At 44.2% G+C, this 20,606-nt stretch carries 16 protein-coding genes and 1 tRNA gene; 10 read left to right on the top strand and 7 right to left on the bottom strand.

The genetic code is table 11. The annotated features are described in order from the left end of the window. Positions 1 to 355: 355 nt before the first annotated feature. The 3 genes from K1X61_14370 to K1X61_14380 all read right to left on the bottom strand — a co-directional run bounded on the left by K1X61_14370 (position 356) and on the right by K1X61_14380 (position 3,506). On the bottom strand, positions 356 to 1,615 hold the full coding sequence (locus tag K1X61_14370; protein ID MBX7109833.1) for a dicarboxylate/amino acid:cation symporter: 1,260 nt from the start codon (positions 1,613 to 1,615) through the stop codon (positions 356 to 358). Positions 1,616 to 1,837: 222 nt separating this feature from the next. Then, positions 1,838 to 2,740: a DUF2807 domain-containing protein gene (locus K1X61_14375; GenBank protein MBX7109834.1), complete on the bottom strand. Its 903-nt coding sequence runs from the start codon at positions 2,738 to 2,740 to the stop codon at positions 1,838 to 1,840. A 37-nt stretch (positions 2,741 to 2,777) separates the two neighbouring features. After that, positions 2,778 to 3,506 (bottom strand): DUF2807 domain-containing protein, encoded by a 729-nt coding sequence (locus K1X61_14380; protein ID MBX7109835.1) that lies wholly within the window; start codon positions 3,504 to 3,506, stop codon positions 2,778 to 2,780. Positions 3,507 to 3,961: 455 nt separating this feature from the next. On the opposite strand from K1X61_14380, the gene K1X61_14385 reads away from it, so the two are divergent. After that, positions 3,962 to 6,388, top strand: coding sequence for a zinc-dependent metalloprotease (locus tag K1X61_14385; protein MBX7109836.1), 2,427 nt, complete (start codon positions 3,962 to 3,964; stop codon positions 6,386 to 6,388). Positions 6,389 to 6,948: 560 nt separating this feature from the next. On the opposite strand, the gene K1X61_14390 is transcribed toward K1X61_14385, so the two are convergent. Next, entirely contained in the window at positions 6,949 to 7,722 is a 774-nt protein-coding gene (locus tag K1X61_14390; GenBank protein MBX7109837.1) for a hypothetical protein, read from the bottom strand. A gap of 106 nt (positions 7,723 to 7,828) precedes the next feature. Here K1X61_14390 and paaN point away from each other — a divergent pair, with 106 nt between their 5' ends. After that, complete coding sequence (gene paaN / locus K1X61_14395; GenBank protein MBX7109838.1) at positions 7,829 to 9,490, top strand: phenylacetic acid degradation protein PaaN; 1,662 nt, start codon at positions 7,829 to 7,831, stop codon at positions 9,488 to 9,490. Between the two features lie 35 nt (positions 9,491 to 9,525). Here paaN and K1X61_14400 read toward each other — a convergent pair whose 3' ends face one another. Both K1X61_14400 and K1X61_14405 read right to left on the bottom strand, forming a co-directional pair. Beyond that, a complete protein-coding gene (locus K1X61_14400; GenBank protein ID MBX7109839.1) occupies positions 9,526 to 10,269 on the bottom strand; it encodes an NYN domain-containing protein in 744 nt (247 codons plus the stop codon). Between the two features lie 125 nt (positions 10,270 to 10,394). Further along, positions 10,395 to 11,006 carry a PorT family protein gene (locus tag K1X61_14405; protein MBX7109840.1) on the bottom strand — a complete coding sequence of 204 codons (612 nt, stop codon included), beginning with the start codon at positions 11,004 to 11,006 and terminating at the stop codon, positions 10,395 to 10,397. A 182-nt stretch (positions 11,007 to 11,188) separates the two neighbouring features. Between K1X61_14405 and K1X61_14410 the strand changes: the two genes are divergently transcribed. The 8 genes from K1X61_14410 (at position 11,189) to K1X61_14445 (ending at position 17,355) form a co-directional block, all read left to right on the top strand. Then, positions 11,189 to 11,461, top strand: coding sequence for a hypothetical protein (locus K1X61_14410; GenBank protein MBX7109841.1), 273 nt, complete (start codon positions 11,189 to 11,191; stop codon positions 11,459 to 11,461). Then, positions 11,458 to 12,222 (top strand): MBL fold metallo-hydrolase, encoded by a 765-nt coding sequence (locus tag K1X61_14415; protein ID MBX7109842.1) that lies wholly within the window; start codon positions 11,458 to 11,460, stop codon positions 12,220 to 12,222. Before K1X61_14410 ends, K1X61_14415 begins: the two co-directional genes overlap by 4 nt. Positions 12,223 to 12,313: 91 nt before the next feature. Next, a complete protein-coding gene (locus K1X61_14420) occupies positions 12,314 to 13,249 on the top strand; it encodes a helix-hairpin-helix domain-containing protein (protein ID MBX7109843.1) in 936 nt (311 codons plus the stop codon). Between the two features lie 110 nt (positions 13,250 to 13,359). Further along, the gene (locus K1X61_14425) at positions 13,360 to 14,526 is read left to right on the top strand and encodes an acyl-CoA dehydrogenase (GenBank protein ID MBX7109844.1); all 1,167 of its coding nucleotides are present in this window, start codon (positions 13,360 to 13,362) and stop codon (positions 14,524 to 14,526) included. Positions 14,527 to 14,699: 173 nt separating this feature from the next. Continuing rightward, positions 14,700 to 14,771 (top strand) — tRNA-Met (locus K1X61_14430). A 115-nt stretch (positions 14,772 to 14,886) separates the two neighbouring features. Beyond that, positions 14,887 to 15,771, top strand: coding sequence for a GTPase Era (gene era, locus K1X61_14435; protein ID MBX7109845.1), 885 nt, complete (start codon positions 14,887 to 14,889; stop codon positions 15,769 to 15,771). Next, the gene (der, locus tag K1X61_14440; GenBank protein MBX7109846.1) at positions 15,768 to 17,072 is read left to right on the top strand and encodes a ribosome biogenesis GTPase Der; all 1,305 of its coding nucleotides are present in this window, start codon (positions 15,768 to 15,770) and stop codon (positions 17,070 to 17,072) included. The genes era and der overlap by 4 nt, the downstream gene beginning before the upstream one ends. A 70-nt stretch (positions 17,073 to 17,142) precedes the next feature. Then, entirely contained in the window at positions 17,143 to 17,355 is a 213-nt protein-coding gene (locus tag K1X61_14445; protein MBX7109847.1) for a hypothetical protein, read from the top strand. 251 nt (positions 17,356 to 17,606) lie between these two features. Here K1X61_14445 and K1X61_14450 read toward each other — a convergent pair whose 3' ends face one another. Continuing rightward, positions 17,607 to 20,531, bottom strand: a complete 2,925-nt coding sequence (locus K1X61_14450; protein MBX7109848.1) for a T9SS type A sorting domain-containing protein — start codon at positions 20,529 to 20,531, stop codon at positions 17,607 to 17,609. Positions 20,532 to 20,606: the final 75 nt, after the last annotated feature.

The raw sequence follows: 20,606 nt of genomic DNA on the forward strand, positions 1-20,606 counted from the left end.
TATGTCCAGCAACAAAGGAAACCCCATTCATTATTGCCACACAATAATATTGAACTGCAAAAAAGCATCCGTATCATAATTTGCTCATGTGTAGTATAGATCTAAAAACATTTTCGGGAATACCCAGGATATTGCTGTCATTGAAGCGAGTGCAGTATTACCATCGTACAACGGGAAGTAAATCATTTTTCAATTTCCCTTCTTCAAACTCATACCAGCATAGGCTCCTAGCTGATTTTACCAGCCATTTTTGTCTATTCAACCTCTATTGGTTGATGTGAAACTCAATACAAGAAACTGACCGAATTACGGCCCATATAGATTCAGCTGTAGTTATGTTCTGATCAGAAATTGATTACTTGCCTTCATCCTGCGTATGATCCGGCAGGAGAGTTTTGCCTAACTCACCTTCCCATTTGCTGATCACCGCAGTAGCAACCGCATTTCCAATAACATTAGTGCTTGCCCTTCCCATATCCAACAACCAGTCGATAGCCAGTAGCAGGGTGAGCCCTTCGGCAGGAATATGAAAAATCTGTAACATGCCGGCAATCACTACAAGAGAAGCTCTTGGAACACCCGCCATGCCCTTACTCGAGATCAACAAAATCAACATCATCGTTACCTGCTGTGCCAATGATATCTCCATTCCGTAAGCTTGCGCTATGGAAATGGTGGCAAAGATCATGTACATGATTGATCCGTCAAGGTTAAATGAATACCCAAGCGGCAAGACGAAACTGACTATCCTGTTAGAACATCCGAACCGCTCCAGTCCCAGGATGGTTTTGGGCATGGCTGCTTCAGAACTGGCAGTTGTGAATGCAAGCAGCATCGGTTCGCGCACGTGTAAAAGCAATGAGTAAAAATTGATGCGCATCACAAGGCATATCACATAAAGCACCACAAAGACAAATACGACAAGGCCCAAAAAGAATGCAATAATGATGGTGAAGTAACCGGAGAGAATTGATATTCCTTTTTCTGTAATGACTGCCGTAATTGCTCCGAACACACCTAATGGTGCAAGCTTCATAACGTACGCAGTTACCTTTAACATGGCATGCGCTACTGCGTCGAAGAATTCGATGATAATTTTTCCTTTTTCGTGTATGGCTGCCGTGGCGATACCGAAGAATAAGACAAAGATGATGATGGGCAGAATCTGGTTATGAGCCATGGAATCAACCACGCTTTCGGGAAACAGGTGCGCAATAAATTCACGGACATTAAACGCTTTCGGTTCCGGCCCATCGTTGCCAACCGCGTGCAGGCTTAATGCTTTTCCGGGTTCTGCAATATTTACAATAATCAAGCCTACCATCATTGCCAGCAAGGCGGCAAAAGTGAAATAGACAATAGTTTTCAGACCGATTCTGCCTACTGATTTGAAATCGCCCATTTTCGCAATACCCACCAGTAATAGAGAAAAAACAAGCGGTGCAATGATCATTTTAATCAGCCGCAGAAAGATGTCACTGAAGATTTGAATATTACCGGCAAATGCTTTCAGGTCATCCGGATTGGTGTGCGTGGTCCGGTATACATGTCCGATAAGAATGCCCAGCAACATTCCTATAATAATCTGAGTGGTTAGGTTGATCCGGCGTAGCATAAGCAGCGTGTGTTCGGCTCGGAAGCTATATATTATTTTTCAATAGCAGGTAGCGTTTCGAATTTCTTGCTGCTGCTTTGCGTGCGCTGTGGATAAACGACCGGCTGAATAAACTAATATTTCGGTACGAACGTGATCAGTGTATATCCCTCATTCCTGTGCGCTTGACACAAACAAAAAAAGGCGCTGAATGCGCCTGATTTTTGTTGCTGATCAGCAGGGTTAGTTCTGCGAGACTCTTCCCGAGCCTGACACATCCTTTCGCATGGTCTTTGGGGTTCCGTGGTAGTGTATGCTTCCGCTACCCGATAATTGGGCATTTAGTGTTTCACTGATTCCCACTTCGATATCGCCCGATCCTGCATTGGAAGCAGAGATTGTGCCGCCATTCAACGCATCAGCATCAATACTGCCCGATCCGGTATTCTCCAGCAAAACTTCAGTAGCCATACCGCTGACGTGACGAATACTGCCTGAGCCGCTGTTCTGCATCCACAGTTTGCCGGCGGCAATGCCGGTTAGTTGAATATCACCGGAACCATCAAGCGAGGCCGAGAGTAACCTGCAGGTGAAATTATCTCCCTGAAAACTTCCTGATCCGTGTATTTCAATCATTGCGCTCTCAGCGGTGGTTTTAGTCTGTGAGATCTGACCGGAGCCATCCAAACGAATGCTAAGCTTTCCGGCAGCAACATCCATCAGTTTAATGCGGCCTGATCCTGCAACAGAAGCAGACAGAAAATTAGTAGTGAAATCAGTCTGTGCTACGATACTGCCTGAACCATTTACTTCCAGTCCATTGGGCCGTGGCATGGTTACGTAAATCTTGATTGTAGGCGCAACGCCAACCGTGTACCTATTGCTACTCTCAATCACAAGCGTGTTCTCAGCAACTTCAGTTGTGATCTTATCGATGATTTCAGCAGGTGCCTCTATCACAAGGCTGAACTGATCAGCCTGGCTTACGTAAAGCATGCCACTGATCTTGAGATTAATAAAATTGAAATTAGCAGTGGATCTTGTCTGTGAACTGCGCTTTCCTGAGGTAACCTGCTGTGCGAAAATTGAAGAGGGCAATATTAATAGGATCAAAAGCAATGCTGCATTTGTGAATTTTTTGTTCATGGGTTATTGATTTTAGATTGAAGAAATTGAGGTGCATTTACTTTGCGATCAGTTTGCCGGAACCTGTCACACGTTTTTTGACATTCACATCTGTGCCTTTGTATGAGATATTGCCACTTCCGGTTATTGCCGCATCTATGGAGGTCACATTGCCGGTTGCAATATTCCCGGAGCCCGTTATCATCGCTGTAACTTGTACAATTGACAGCTGATTACAATCAATATTCCCGGATCCATTCACTAAGAAGGAAGATTCCCGCACATTTCCGCCGGCTAAAAAAATGTCACCGGAACCATTAATCGTTGCCTTCAACCCTCCGAAAGTTACTTTTTGTAAGGAAATATTCCCTGAACCATTCACTTCAAGTTCCATGTTATCTGATACAATTTCTGTAGCTGCCACTACGTCGCCTGATCCATTCAGATCCAGGTAATTCAATTGAGGCAACTCAATGAAAATGTGCAAACTATTATCATTTCCACCTTTCCACTTATTGTCTTTTGAGCGGATCACCAGCTTTTTGCCTTTAACCTCTGTAATAACCTGATCCATGATCTCTCCACGACCCTCCAGCCGTACTGAATAAGTGACTGCCTGACTGATCGTAAGCACAGCCGGCACATTCATCTGTATACCATTAAAATTTTCAAGTTGTCGTACCTGGACATTACTGCTGTTTGTGGCCTGACCAGTCTGTGCAAAGGAGAAATGTCCTGCTATCATCAGAACGAATAGCAAAACGGCTGAACTTCGATAAATTTTCATGGCTGTATGGTTGAAGTTAAATGAATGGAGGTGTGACGGGCAGGCCAATAAAATGTTACAGGTTCTGCTGAATAATTTAAGCAATAAATTTTCATCAGGTGACTACATTGGGTTTTTTCGCTGCATAAAACTTTTCAGGGTTAGGAAATAAGCTATTTTTCAGCAGAAAAAACAAGTCATTCTTAAGGCAGTAGCGTTGTCTCCTTAAGTTTTTCAATTGAATAGTTTGGGTTGTATTCCAATATAACTGCAAAATTTTTAATAATATGAATCTGAATGAGTATTACCCCGTGGCGTAATTATGCAATTTGGGAAAAAATCATTGACAAATTGTGGTTTAATAATGGATTTTATTATAACTTGGTTGACTTGAATTTAAGGGACTAATGTTAAGTCATTGCCGGGAATTTGTATTGCGCGCTTTTTTCATGCCAGTATGTTTATTGACATGTTGCGTGCAGGCTCAGCAATGGAAGCAGGATGGAGTCGCTTCCCTGGTGAATCAGTATAAGTCGGTTTATCCTGCACTGACTCCAAAATCTTTTTTTAGCGCATCTGCTGTCAGCAGTAAAGCTGCTGAAGCAATACTGAATGATTTCACCAGCATTCACCTGGACAGGTCCGCTTTGGAAACGTGTTTAAAGGAAGCCCCGGGAGCAATGGAACTGCTATTACCTTACAAGCATACCATCCTGACGATCGAGCTGGTAAAGACAAATCTTTTCACAGAAGATTTCAAAGTGGTTACTGATGCTTCCGGTGGTCAGCCAGTGAATTATAAGCCCGGTATTTATTACCGTGGCGTTGTAAAAGGGGAGCCTTCCACTGTCGCCGCTTTTTCTTTTTTTGAAAATGAAATTGTAGGAATGATTGCCGGTGAAAATGGAAATATTGTCCTGGGAAAGGAGTTGAATGGAGACATGGAAACGAATGAGTATATTATTTATTCCGACCGTGACAGCAAAGTTCCCTTCCTTAATGCCTGCTCAACATATGATGATCCGGCTTATGCTTCACAACTTGCACAATTGCTGCAAAACGCAGGTAGTATAAGAACCAGCAATTGTGTACGAATGTATTATGAAGCTGATTTCACAATTTACCAGAACAATGGACTTAGTTTGAGCAGTACCATTAATTGGATCACCGCAGTGCATAATGATGTTGCCACGCTATACACCAACGACAATATTAAAACCGCCGTATCTGAAATTTTTATATGGACTCAGGCCGACCCATTTACAGCCGCATCTGCCGTTACACAGCTTAATACCTTTAAAAGTTATCGCGCTTCGTTTAACGGGGATATTGGTCAACTCCTAACCATTGAGCCGGGTACTTTGGGCGGCATTGCCTCCGCAGTGAACGGTTTGTGCAGTTCCGAAAATAAATATGCATACAGTGATGTTGAATTTTCATTTTCCACCGTGCCAGCTTATTCCTGGACGGTGAATGTAGTAGCGCATGAATTCGGACATTTGTTAGGCGCCTACCATACGCATAGCTGCCTTTGGCCGGGTGGACCTATCGATAATTGCGGGCCGCTTGCCGGGTATCCCAATGAAGGTGGTACCTGCCTGCCCGGCCCGTCGCCCGTTGATGGCGGTACCATTATGAGTTATTGTCAGCTTACCGCATTTGGCATCAATTTCAACAAAGGATTTGGCCCTTTACCGGGCGATGCAATTCGGTCGGCTGTTGATGCATCATCTTGCCTGGGTTCATCCTGTGTTCCTAATCCGCCTTCCTACTGTCTTTCAAAAGGTCAGTCAACAAGTAGCGAATGGATACAATCTGTTAAACTCACCACGCTGAATTTTGTATCCGGTGCCGGAACGGGTTATTCCGATTTCACGAATCATGTTGCTGATCTTCAACCGGGAAGCAATGTTTCTATTACACTCACACCCGGTTATGCCGGTACCAATTATGATGAAATTTTTACTGTGTGGATTGACTACAATAAGGACTTTGATTTCTATGACTTGAATGAAAAGGTGTTTCAGTCGCAACCCGTAAGCGGCCCGGTAACCGGTTCGTTTTCCATCCCAAGTGGACTGGCAGGCAACACCCGTATGAGGGTCTCCATGAAATTTGATACCGCATCGAGTACCTGTGAATCATTTAAATATGGCGAGGTGGAGGACTATACCGTATCGTTCGCTCCATTGGTTACCTATTGCGGATCTGCTGGAAAACTTACGGATAAGGAATGGATAGATTATGTAAAATGTGGTGCGATTGAGCGCACTTCGGGCGCTGACAGCGGCTATTTTAATGGTACGTCATTAGCTTCTGCGCTCCTTCTCAACTCGGAAAATTCATTAACCTTCAGCGCGGGATTTTCCGGAGCAAGATTTAACGAATCATGGAAGGTGTGGATTGATTTCAATGGTAATGGAATCTTCGAAAACAATGAGACCATCATCAATAAACAATCCAACAAAAAAGGTCTCATTACCAAAAATTTTACGGTTCCATCTACTGCATCAACGGGCAAAACCAGAATGAGAGTTTCTATGAAGCGGGGCGATGACCAAAGCCCTTGCGATACTTTTTTGCATGGTGAGGTGGAAGATTATTCTATTCAAATAATTCCATTGGATATCGGTGAGTCGCTTTTGGCAGCGACACCGCCTTTAAAAGTGCAGCTTTATCCCAATCCGGCACAGGCAGTTGTAAGGGCGCATTTTAATGTACCGGTAGCGGCAGGGCATGCCAGGTTGATTAACCTGACCGGGCAAGTTGTTGATGACATTTCCTTTCAGGACGAGACAATTGATCTTGATTTGGACGTTGGATTGCTGGCGCCCGGCATTTATTTGTTGCAGGTTGTTATTCCCGGAAGAAATCCCGAAACCATTAAATGGATTAAGCTTTGATGGCATCCCGGGGTAATTTCAACTGCATATTTCCTCCATTTAGATTGCCTGCCATAAGGTGAATTGCTTTCCCTCGTAAATGAAATTTCAAATGGTGATTGCAGAATTATCTTTTAGGAAAGATATGCATTGAATATTCCTGTTAAAGATTGTCAATCAAATTACAGTTGCCATAATAATAGCATTTGTTTTTTTAATTCTGCTCCTATGTGGTGGTAAAATAAACACAATTTGCACTATGAAAATATTACCCCAATGAACTTGCCTTATGATGCTGTATTGTGTTACGCTTTTATATTCAGTTTATCACGGCAAAATCTTAAGCGTAAAGTGACATCATCAGGAAACTACCATTCAGCTTTCTGATTATATAGGTAAATCTGCAATGTAAAATGCCATTGACAGGCAGGAACGGCATTATCAGTCTATAAGCTGTCAGCAACCGTAGTGGTAAAAACGCGGCTATTGGTTACCGGAAAGGAAATTATACCGGCAGGAATAATGAATCATACCAATAACTGCGAAGGTTCGAAAATGGCTTTATGCAGCGAGGAGAAACCCTATCTTTTTTTCAGGTAGTATTGCTGAAATTTTTTTTCCAGCTTTTTCACACGGCCTTCCCAGCTTGCCGGACGCTGAACATAATAAGGAAACGGATCATGGAGCAGGTTCAGGTCAGCATTGCGGATAATCAGCACGTCATCCATTAATCCCCGTTGCGTGCTTTCCTGTTCCGGTTGCAATTTATCCGCAGCAACACGCGTCTCCAATGCACCGGTTTCAGCAAAGAGATAAAAATCAGGTGCAGCATGTATGCTGCTGTCTGTTTTCAGATTACTATTTAAAAAAATGGAAGTTCGCCTTCCTTCCATAAAGGCGCCGGTTGAATCATATGCAATAAAATAGACCGGGCAAAATGTAAAATACTTCAGGAAAGCCTGCACGATTTTGGTATTTTCTTCCGCTTGCTGGTAGCGAATCTGAGTGGCATAGTTGCTGTTACCAGCCAGCAGCAATGCATTGATTGCTTTGGATTTGAAATTCAGCCTGACAATCAAAGCACCGTGATCACGAAGATTTTCTATATAGTACCTGCCATATTCATATCCTTTGGGAGGTGCCTGCGAATTTTGCTGTGCACGTACGTTAAAGGGAAACAAAAGTGTCAATGGAAGTATCAGGCACAGATAAGCTAACCATTTGGTTGAACTGGCAGCTAAAACCGGTTTTTTAAGCGGTGATAGTTCAGGCTGAACTGAATCAAGCGATGCATCTTTACGGCCAGGCGCTTTTTGACCTGCTGTTTGATCCCTGAAATCTCTTGTCAATCGCACGAAAAATGGTTTTAATTTAGCGAACTGTTTTGGCGTGTGACTGTATTAAAAGTGCTGTATACACGTGTGATTTTCCAAAATAACCAGAGTCAAAACTATACATAACATGACACTTTTCGAAAAACACAAATCCACGATTGACCGTGCCATACAGGCTATTCATGAACGGACCTATTATGCTGCTTTTCCTGAACATCCCAAAGCGTATGGAGATGAAGCTCCGGCACAAGGTGCTGCCATATACCGTGCATATGAAGGTAAACGGTTTGAATTGCCTTCACAAGGTGTTACGGAGGTATGGAAGGGGGAGGAAATTTCTCCATATACCAAAACACCCCTGGATATCACTTATCCTGTTTATGAATCCGAAGAACTGATAATTAATGCACGGCAAGCAGCTAACCTGTGGAAGAACACCACTCCGGCTGAAAGATCAGGATTGCTGGTTGAATCGCTTGAAAGGATAAAAGCGCACTTTTTTGATATTGCTCTTGCCACACAACACACGACGGGTCAGTCGTGGATGATGTCATTTCAGGCATCAGGTCCGCATGCAGCGGATCGCGCATTGGAAACCATTGCACTTGGTTATTATGAGCAATCGCGTTTTCCTGAAAAAGTAATGTGGGAAAAGCCGATGGGAAAATTTACAGTGAAGCTGGAAAAAAGCTATTCGCCGAAGGCCAAGGGTATCGGTTTGGTTATCGGATGCAGCACATTTCCGGTGTGGAATACGCTGCCAGGATTATTTGCAAACCTGGTAACCGGTAACGCTGTTATTGTTAAACCTCATCCTGCTGCAGTTTTACCGATTGCTATTTGTGTCGTTGCGTTGCAGGAGACATTCAGGGACAATGGTTTTGATCCAAACACGGTGCAACTGGCTGCGGATTCTTCCCAAAAGTTAAACACGAAAGAACTGGCCCTTCATCCTGCTGTTAAACTGATTGATTACACGGGTGGTACTGCATTCGGAAATTATATCGAATCGATTCCGGGAAAAACAGTTTTTACGGAAAAGGCAGGTGTGAATTCTGTCATCATTGATTCTGTTAAGGATTTGGAACCGGTACTGCAAAATCTCGCATTTTCAGTTTCATTGTACAGTGGGCAGATGTGTACTGCTCCGCAAAATTTCTTCATGCCTGAATTAGTAAAGGCAGGTGATGCAATGCTTTCATTCGACGAAATAGTAGCAAAGCTTAAAGAGCATATGAGTGGCCTGGCGAATAACCCAAAAATGGGAGCCGGCGTGCTGGGTGCTGTGCAGAGTGAGATGACCGAAAACAGGGCGCATAAAGCCGGAGGCATCGGTGGTAAGTTATGGCTGAGTTCCATAGCCGTTAAGAATGAGGAATTTGAAAATTCAAGAACAATATCTCCCGTGCTGATGGAAGTGCAGGCTGCTGATACAGCAATGTTTGAAAGTGAATTATTCGGGCCTATTGTAATTGCTGTCCGAACAAAGAATACCGCTGAATCAGTGAGGCTGGCTAAAGAACTGGCGGTAAAGCAAGGTGCTATTACCTGTGCGGCTTATACAACTGATGAAGCGGTTATGCGTATGATTACAGATGAACTGGAAGAAGTTTTCACTCCCGTTACATTTAACCTCACCGGACCAATATGGGTCAATCAGCATGCGGCATTTTCTGATTTTCATGTTACTGGTGGAAATCCTGCAGGCAATGCATCTTTCACTAACCCTGAGTTTGTAATCAAGCGATTTGTATGGGTAGGCAGCAGGAAAATGGTTGGATCGAACTAGCGGAGACGCAGCAGACGTACTTTGCAGCAACCGGATTATTTCCTTTTTACCATATATACTTTCATGCCATTTACATCATTGGTGAGAACTTCAAACTGGTTGTCGAGCGAACGGAAAAGCTCGGCTAATGATTTGAAGCCATAGGTGCGGTGGTCGAAACTGGGATCAAGCTTGCGAAGGCCGAGTCCAATTTCAGATAGATAGGCTGTTTCATTATCACCTACCACCATGTTGAATGCTTTATTCAGCAAATTGATATCGTGCCTGGCAGCTGACTTATTGAGCACTGTATATTTTATTTTCTGTTTTGTATAGGGAGCTTTTTCTGCCTCCTCTTCCGCCAGCAGGGTTTCGCAAAAAGTGAAGTTATCGCATGAATGCACAAAGGCTTTAGGCGTTTTTTGCTCACCAATTCCGAGAACAAATATTCCCTCTTCGCGAATGCGTTTGGCAAGGCCGGTATAGTCGCTGTCGCTTGATACAATGCAAAAACCATGTACAAGCTTTCCGTGCAAAATATCCATGGCGTCGATGATAAGCGCGCTGTCGGTGGAATTTTTGCCGGTTGTATAGGAAAACTTTTGAATAGGGCTGATCGCATTTTCATTCAGCACATTTTTCCATCCATTCATCGATTGTTGTGTCCAGTCACCATAAACGCGCCGGATGGTAACCTTCCCGTACTTCGATGCTTCCGAGAGTATAAGGGCAATCAGTTTGGGCTGCGCATTATCTCCGTCAATAAGCAGGGCAATCTTGGAATTGGTTATTTCACTCATAGCGTTGGATGTTTTAAATATTAATGCATATTAACTTACCAATAGGATAGACAGCGTTGGCACGTGACAACAGGACGTTCATTAAAGATAAGCGATTATTCCGGCACTGCGCGTTCGTTAATTATTTACAATACATAGGCAAAGCGGAATGAGAGCACATTATTATACATTCCTCTCTTGTTGAAATTACTTGTATCGCGATGTCCGAACGGAACAATAGAATAAGCGAATCGGATATTCAGGTGAAAGTGATCAGAAATCAGGTAGTTCCCATTGGCTATTCCGCAAATATCATCGCGATTAAAATCATCGGTGGGAGGTTGTTGCAGTTCATCCCTGAATTCTTTGTATTTCACAAGGCGTCCATAAGAAGCACCTAATCCGAAATTGACGGCCGACTTTTCCTGGAAATTGAAAAGCACCGGAATCTCCGCGTAGTTAAGGTTAGCCTGGTATTCGGTGGGAATTCCCTGGTAAGTCCTGCTTTTAGCACCCTTTTGGCTATAAAGAATCTCCATGCTGACAAAGAATTTTTTGGCGACGGGGATTTCCGCAAGAAAGCCACCATTGAATCCCAGCTTATGATAGCCTGCATAATCGTCCCCATCCACCTGGCAGGCATTTAATCCTAACACTGCCCCACCGCGAAAGCGAAGTTCTGTATTAGCGGCATCCTGCCCATAAGTCATTTGCAGGAGACCGGTAAGGAAAAGCAAGGATAGGATTATCTTCATCATGATTGATCCATTGTTGATATCGGAACCGCTGTTACTGAATTGTAACTGTTATCTTTACCCGTCAGTTTCAGCATTACAAACGTAAAGTAATTCAATGCAATTAACAAAGCAATGTCTTTGCTTCCGTGAATACTGCAGCTGCATTTGATGAGCCATAGCATTTAAACCACTGCCAGATTTTTATGTTCCGTTACACACCTGCCACCCTTCAAAAACTTGAACATCTCTATAAGGAAAGCGACTATGTCGTGCGTTATGAGAAAGGGACTTTTAAATCGGGTTATTGCATCCTGGAAGACAAGAAGGTGTTGGTGATCAACAAATACTTTGATACGGAATCGCGTATCAACAGTTTGCTCGATATACTGTCGCAGATTGAAATTGATCCTGCGAAGCTATCGGAGAAATCGCTGGAATTTTTGGCGCAGATAAAAGAGGAAAGAATAAAAAATTGAAGGTTACATTTTTAGGAACGGGTACTTCGCAAGGCATTCCGGTAATCAGTTGTAACTGTTCTGTTTGCCGTTCCGCAGACAGCAGGGACCGGCGGCTGCGTACTTCGATCATGATTGAAGATGCATCCACATGTTTATCGGTGGATGCCGGGCCTGACTTTCGCCAGCAGATGTTACGGGAAGATGTGCGGCGACTGGATGCCGTATTATTCACCCATGCGCATAAGGATCATCTTGCCGGGCTGGATGATGTGCGTGCATTCAACTATTTCTTACAGAAGCCTATGGATGTGTACGCAACCCGTGAAGTGCAGGAGGTGATTAGAAGTGAGTTTGCCTATGCCTTCGACCCGGTCATTGATTATCCTGGCATTCCCAAAATTAAATTGCATACTATAAGTACAAATGCATTTCGTATCGGCAGCATTGATTTTTTGCCTATCCAGGTCATGCATTACAGGCTGCCTGTGCTGGGTTACAGGTTCGGTGATTTCAGCTATATAACCGATGCAAATTTTATAGCAGCGGAAGAAAAGCAAAAGATCCGCGGAAGCCGTTTCCTGGTTTTAAATGCACTGAGAAAGGAGAAACATATTTCTCATTTCAATCTTGATGAAGCGATCGCATTGGCAGAAGAGATTGGTGCCGAGGCAACCTATTTTACGCACATCAGCCATCAGCTTGGCAAACACGAAGAAGTAGCAGCAAAGCTTCCCCGAAATATGTTCCTGGCTTATGACGGATTAAAAATAGCGTGGTGATGATTGCGTAGTTCGGCGGCGGTTTGTATCTTTCCACTTGTAAGAATATTTAAGGGCAATTTATCTGCTTCTATATATGTGGAAAAAATTCATGCGTGACTATTTCACGTTTAACAAGAGAGAACGTAACGGCTTAATTGTTTTGCTGGCCATCATGACTGCGATTGCGTGCTGGCCTGCCATTTTCAAACGCCTTCATAAGGATGAACCGGTAGACTTTACTGCTTTTCAGCGGTCAATTGATTCTTTCAGGAAGAGGGTGGAAGAATCTTCAGTATCCGGACAAGCACAGGATGGGGAAGTTGCTGCACTGGATGTACTGGATCAGGAAGCAAAAGATGGTTTATCCGGCAAAAGTGATTACGCGCTCACTCCATATCCATTTAACCCGAATTTGCTGGATGCGCAGGGATGGCGGCGGTTAGGCATTCAGGAGAAAACAATCCGTACCATTCTAAACTACAAGGCTAAAGGCGGAAAATTTTATAAGAAGGAAGATCTAAAAAAGATCTATGGTTTCAGTGAAGCTGACTATGATCGATTGGAATCATATATTCAATTTCCTTCTGCAGTAACTTTCATGGAGAAGGACAGTGCTTCAACCGGAATAACAGTTCCTGTAAAATCAAAACCTGTGACCGAGCTTAATAGAGCAGATTCGCTGCAATTACTTGCACTGCAGGGAGTGGGACCGGTATTGTCTTCGAGGATTATCAGGTACAGGGATAAGCTGGGCGGTTTCCATTCGATCGAACAATTGAAAGAAATTTACGGATTATCGCCTGAATCGTATGAGCTTATCAGTGGTCAGTGTACGATCGATGCAACAGCCGTGCATAAGCTGGATATCAATACCATAACTGTTGATGAGCTGAAGTTGCATCCGTACTTCAGGTATACACTTGCCAAAATGGTCATCAATTATCGCGATCAGCATGGTGTCTTTACTTCTGCAGAGCAATTGAGGAATGTTGATCTGATTACTGATTCAATCCTTGATAAAATTGAACCTTACCTGCAATATTGATGCACGATAGGAATCGATTGCGTGATGGCGGATGGCCGGGCAATGTCGATCGTTGAATTCTACTACTCCTCTATTAAGATTCTGACTATTTTTGCAAAAAAACTGCATAGATGAGTTCCGTAGCCACCGAATCCACCCTCAATTTCGCCGCATCTGAAGATCAGCAGCACATCACGCAAATGATCCGTGATTTCTGCGAAAAACGTATCCGTCCAAATTTCATGGAGTGGGATGAAGCACAGATTTTTCCCCGTGAAATCTTCAGGGAATTTGGCGACTTGGGTATCATGGGTGTATTAGTGCCTGTGGAATACGGAGGGGCAGGTTTAAGTTACCATGAGTACATCACGGTTGTTGCCGAAGTGGCCCGCGTCTGTGGATCAATAGGATTATCACTTGCTGCTCATAACTCACTTTGCACGGGACATATTCTCACCTTTGGCAATGCCGCTCAGAAGGCAAAGTACCTGCCTAAACTGGCGAGCGGTGAGTGGTTAGGTGCGTGGGCATTAACAGAACCGAATACCGGCAGCGATGCCGGCAACATGAAATGTACTGCAGTACAGGATGGCGATGATTGGATTATCAATGGCACCAAATGCTGGATTACACATGGAAAATCAGGTGATGTGGTGGTGGTGATTGCCCGCACAGGAGATCCGCGCACGAAAAACAACAGCACTGCATTTATCATAGATAGAAATACGCCCGGTCTTTCCGCCGGAAAGAAGGAAAATAAACTGGGCATGCGGGCTTCAGAAACGACAGAGGTTATTTTCGATAATGTCCGTGTTTCAAAGGACAGCATGATGGGTAAGGTGGGTGACGGTTTCCGGCAGGCAATGAAAGTATTGGATGGCGGGAGGATTTCCATAGCTGCTTTAAGCATCGGCATTGCCAAAGGCGCCTATGATGCTTCAGTTAAATACTCGAAAGAGCGTCAACAGTTTGATCAGCCTATCTCCAACTTCCAGGGAATCAGTTTTAAGCTGGCTGATATGATTACACAAATCAACGCGGCTGAGTTGCTGACGCATCAGGCAGCAGACCTGAAGAACAGGCATCTTCCCATGACGAAAGAAGCTGCAATGGCAAAATATTACGCTTCAGAAATTGCGGTGAAGATTGCCAATGAGGCGGTGCAGATATTTGGAGGTTACGGATATACAAAAGATTTTCCGGTAGAAAAATTTTACCGAGATGCCAAGCTTTGTACAATAGGAGAAGGCACCTCTGAAATACAGAAGCTGGTGATTGCCCGGGAGATTCTTAAATAATGCCGGATCGGCATCACAGCATTCTCTGCACGATCAATTTTTCGCGGGATAGCAAATATTTCGGAGTTTAAGGTTACTTTTGCACCCGCGCCGGAAAGACGTATTGAAAAAGAGGATTCAGGCTTATGAGCTGAATGGGAGTACGGCACTTGGATAGTCAGTAGAGATTACATCGCGGAGTGGAGCAGCGGTAGCTCGTTGGGCTCATAACCCAAAGGTCGCAGGTTCGAGTCCTGCCTCCGCAACTAAAAAAAATCCTTCGGTTCCTGCTGAAGGATTTTTTTGTTTCTGCGAATATTGCATTCAGTCTTTGATTTTTCATGTTCCCCATTTCGCATTCGAAATTCAACGCATCAACCAATGGCCTATCGTTCCGGTTTCGTGGCAATTATCGGTAAACCGAATGCCGGCAAGTCAACCCTGCTGAATGCATTACTTGGTGAGAAAATTTCGATTATAACCCGTAAAGCACAAACCACCCGGCACAGGATTAAAGGCATTCTCACCACTAAAGATTACCAAATTGTTTTCTCTGATACACCCGGCATTATTGAAGCGAAATACAGTTTGCACAGCAGCATGATGAAGATGGTGGATGAATCGCTGGAAGATGCCGACGTGCTGGTAGTGCTTGCAGATCCTACTGCGCCGGAAGCGGAACTGCAGGAAGTAGCGGCGAGAATTCATGGAGGGAAGATTCCGGTGATTGTAGCCATCAATAAGTCAGATTTGGTAAGCCCTGAGCAGCTTGCTGCTTACCGGGTTTTTTGCAGTGGCATTTTTCCGGAAGCAGATTGCCTGAATATTTCTGCTTTGCAAAATCGTCAGTTGGATGGTTTACTGGCAGCATTACAGATGCAGCTGAAAGAGCAGCCTGCGTTTTACCAGGAAGATGAATTAACGGACCGTTCTGAAAGGTTTATTGTTTCAGAGTTGATCCGGGAAAAAATATTTGATCAGTTCAATCAGGAAGTTCCTTATGCCTGCCAGGTGATTGTGGTGGATTGGAAGGATCAGCCTGATATTGTTCACATCCGTGCAGAAGTGATTGTGGAACGGGAATCGCAAAAAGCCATTTTGCTGGGAAGGGGCGGAAGTGCTATTAAAGCACTGGGAATGGCGGCGAGAAAGGACATCGAATCTTTTCTTCAAAAGAAAATATTTCTCGGGCTTACCGTAAAGGTGAATGCCAACTGGAGGAACAGTCCGTTGCAATTAAAATATTTCGGGTACGAAAAATCATGAACAATACGGTTGCCATTATCGGGCGTCCCAATGTGGGAAAATCTACACTCTTTAACCGGTTGGTTGGCGCACGGAAGGCCATTGTTGACGATGTGAGCGGCGTTACACGCGACCGCATTTACGGTTTGGCCGACTGGAACGGAAAAACATTTAATGTTATTGATACCGGTGGTTTCGTCACCAATTCGGATGAAACATTTGAAAAGGAGATCCGCAAGCAAGTACTGCTGGCAATAGAAGAAGCTAATGTATTGCTCTTTGTAGTGGATGCCGTTGTTGGCATTACTGACCTAGAACAGGATATCACCGCGAAGTTGCGTAAGAGCAACAAACGGGTTTTGCTGGTGGTGAACAAAGTGGACAATCCCACCCGCATGTACCAGGGGAGTGAGTTCTATGGATTGGGGTTTGAGCAGGTCTTTTTCCTGGCGGCTATCAGCGGCAGCGGTACCGGTGAACTGCTGGATGCAATCGTTTCTTATATTGAAGTACCGGCTGCTAACCTCAACGAAAACCTGCCCAGGATTGCCATACTGGGCCAACCGAATGTGGGTAAATCATCCATGGTTAACATGCTGATGGGGCAAGAGCGGAATATCGTGACAGATATTGCAGGCACCACGCGTGACTCCATTCATTCCCATTATAAATTTTTTCAGAAGGAGTTCATTCTGATTGACACTGCCGGCATCCGGAAGAAAGCAAAAGTGAATGAGGATCTGGAATTCTACTCGGTGATACGGGCAGTGAAAGCCCTGGATGAAGCTGATATCTGTGTGCTGATGCTGGATGCGCAAATGGGTATTGAGAAGCAGGACCTGAGCATTCTTTCCATGGCAGAAAAAAAGAGGAAAGGTGTTGTTATCGTGGTGAATAAATGGGATTTGGTTGACAAGTCGACCAATACCATGAAGCAGATGGAAGAAGAGATTCGAAAGAAAGTGGCGCCATTTAAGGATGTTCCGATCATTTTTTCCAGTGTAATGGAGAAGCAGCGGGTTTTTAAAGTGATTGAGACCGCATTAGTAGTACAGGAAAACCGGAAAAGAGTGGTGGACGAGAAAGAGTTAAATGATAAAATGCTAAAATCGATAGCCCAATTTCCGCATCCGGCCATACGGGGCGCCTTCCTGGAGGTGAAAGGGGTGATTCAGGTGCCTGCCACCACGCCTACTTTTATTTTTTGGGTCAATTTCCCGAATGACGTAAAGGCCAGCTATCGTCAATTCCTTGATAATCAACTGAGGTTACATTTTAAGTTCACGGGCGTACCCTTAAACATCTTTTTCAGAAAAAAATAGATCTTTAACGAATTGTCAAATATTTTGTTACCTTTGCCCCCGCAATTTCTAACCTAAATTTTTAAATCAAATGAAAAAATTATTTTTTGTTCTCCTTGCATCAGTAGCTCTGTCATTCACCGCCTGCACATCCGGCGAGCAAAAAGCTGAAACGATGGATTCTACGCAAGTGAAGGACGCTGTCAATGAAGTATTGGATTCAGTGAAATCCGATATGGGACAGGTTGCTGATTCAGCCAACAAAGCGATAAACGCTGCGGTTGATACGGCAAAGCATATGTAAGCAGGACGCTGAGCTTCAAATGGATTGATAATATCCTGCTCTGCGCAAATTGTGCTTGAAGATCAAGCCTCCTGATTCAGGGGGCTTTTTTTTTACAACCACGCCTATGTCAGGATTTCAAGACTATTGCCTGCGGGATAGATGCATCGCAATTTGGAATATTATCAATGGGAATCGCAGCTCTCTACTCCTGTTTCATCGGTGAGAACATAAAGCAGGCGCTGTGCATCGCATCTGTTGAAATGAACCTGTCAGCGCTGCACCACTATTTTTGCAAGCATCTTTTTTCCATCAGCTTCCAGTTGCAGCAGGTATAAACCAGGGGGAACTTCTTTCAAATTGATGGAAATTGTTTTTGTTCCTTCACTGATCATATCTGCAGATGTTACAACAACCTGTTGACGCATATCATAAACGGTAGCCTGCAGGGAAACTGTTACTGGGGAAGTAACTTTTATCTGCAGCATATCCGTAACAGGATTCGGAAAAACAACTGCCTCTACATCCAATTGATCATAAAGCGTAGCAGGGTCACTTCGCTTTAATGGCCAGGGCACAGATGAGATTAGTGATCGCACCCTGTAACAGGCATCCGGTGCAAAATCAGTTCCGGCAGCATTGATGCGGAGGTAATACTTTCCTTTCGGTATATTGTTGTACACAATGCTTTCATCGCCTGTTCCGATATTAGCTGAAGATGCAATTAACTGCATATTGCTTTTGTAAAGAAAAATATCATAGTCAGCGACCAGATCAAGCAATTCAACCTTAAGATTGCTGAGCCCGGTTTTAATTAAGAACCAGTCAGTATCAGCAGCGTCAGCGATAACACCCGTATAGCCAAAGAATAATGTATCGGCAGAAGAGGCCATTGTTTTGGCCGTGAGGCTGGAATTGTTTGGTTCATATTTATCGAAACAGCTATCAGCAGGATTCAGTTTGAGCAGTATTACGTCGTCACCACCCTTCGGACTCCCCTGGTAGACAGATCCTGTTGTATAGATGACCTGGTCAGTAGTCATTACAAGGTACAGGGAATTGGATTTATCAAGATCAACATCGAAAACATTTTGTTTGCCCGGGCCGCCCAACAGGTAGGAATACATAAGAGCGCCGGAGTCGGAATACTTTGAAATAAATCCTTCCTGTTCAATCAATCCCGTATCAGGTTTAAAGATATTGACAGAAGCCACATTGCTCTTACTTCCGGTTTGTCCAACTACGTAAATGATATTTTTCTTCTTGTCAACCGTAATGCCTCTCGAACGTTCAAGGTCTTTTCCGCCATAATACGTGCCCCAGGCCAGTGTACCTTCGGGAGTGAACTTGGCGATGTAAGCGTCGGGTGAAGGCACGCCCTGATTATTATAGCCGGTAAACCAGGCAGGTTGTGCCGATCCGGGTGTGCTGATGCCGGTAGTGCTGGAAGTCCACCCGCCGATGTAAGCATTATTGGCAGAATCAATAGCGAGACCCCTGCCATGTTCATCGCGTTCGCCTCCATAGTAGGTGCACCATGCAAGTGCGCCGTTTGCATGCCATTTCGCAATAAAGGCATCCTGCGGACCACCACCATAAGTACTCTGATGAATGCCGGCAGTGGTAAACTCTGTTGTGCTTTCACAGGTACCTTCAATATAAAAATCTCCGTTCTGCATCAGCACAATGTCGTGCGCCCTGTCCTGACCCGGACCACTGAGATAGGAAGCCCAGACCAGGCTACCGTCATTGGTAAATTCGCCAACCATGACATCACCTGTAACATCATCTACGCCATTGTACACTTCCTGGTATGCGCCCGGCGTGGAAATATTGTTAGGGCTGCAGGTATAGCCTGTGAAAAATACATTACCTGATGCATCGCATTCCACACCGTTTATCTGGTCGCCATAACCGGTTCCTCCATAGTAAGTGGCCCAAAGGCGAATGCCGCTGCTGTTGAATTTTACGAGAAATGCATCCATTGATCCGCCAAAAATTTCCTGGTGAGCGCCAACGGTGGAGATACCGGAATTACTGTATGTATTACCACCTACGAAAACATTATAAGCACCATCAGCGGCAATCGCATGGCAACCATCTCGGTCGTAAGAACCATAATAGGTGGCCCATGCCAACTGGCCATTTTGCTTGAATTTAGCGACAAAGCCATCCACGCCGCCATCACCATAGGTTACCTGGTAGGCACCGGTGCTTGCAATATATTGAGGGCTGCTGGTGTTACCAGCCAATAGAGGGCTCCCCTTGCCGTCGATGGCCAATTCCCCTTCAAACAAATCTTCGGTATCAGTGCCGCCATAATAGGTGAACCAGGTAATGTTTGGGTCAATAATGAGCGTATGATTGGCTAGTCCGGCGATAGCATAACTCATGATGTTACCCTCCAGGCGGTAATTTGCCTGCACAGCTTTATTATCCTCAGCAGTAAATGCAACAATTTTTCCTTCGCGGATGATTCCTTTCGGAGTAGAGACTTCCACGCTGCCATCTGTTGCAGTTGCGAGTGCCATCGCACCGTTATAGTGCAACCTGATTGCCGAAGCATCTGCACCAGGATGGATGATCCATTCATACTTTAGCGAATGACTTTCCCGGTCGGGCGCATAGAAGCAGAGGTCGATGCCGGGATAAACATTTGAATAGGTGACCGTGTAATAGCTCTGAACACCGGTTATGCCGTCGCTGCCAGAGTTCACTGTATAATAATTATTCACTGCGCCTGTTGCATTTGATGGTATGAGAACGGGTGCTGCACTTCCGGCAAAGGTTACATCAACCCGTGAAGAATGAAATTCGAATTCATTAAGATTATCACTTGTTGCTTTGTCCGGGTCAAATTCAAATCTGCTTCCTTTTGAACTGTTATTTTGTTTTTCAGCGAGCTGAAACATTTCATAGCTGAAACCGTTTTTTTTCAATTGCAGACTGAACAGTCCATTCGTGTATAGATATTCCACTGCAGTATTTGCCTTTTGGTATTGATCCAGCACCTGTCCTTTATTTTCCACGAAACCTTTTGTGAGCGAAGCGCTTTGAAATGAAGACTGAATAACAGGCTGTGCGTTGGATGAAGGCAGCTGCACAACAATAGCCGGTATACAACTTAACAGCATATAGAATGGTTTCATCACTGAAGATTCGCTGCTCTTTTTCTTTTGATTACAAAATATCTGCATGGCGTAAATCAATTTGGCTGTACAGGCTGTAGGAGTGTTTTAACAAGGTGCTAAATTTACATAGCTTCTATATAA

The sequence above is a fragment of the Chitinophagales bacterium genome (assembly GCA_019694975.1).
GTDB lineage: Bacteria > Bacteroidota > Bacteroidia > Chitinophagales > UBA10324 > JACCZZ01.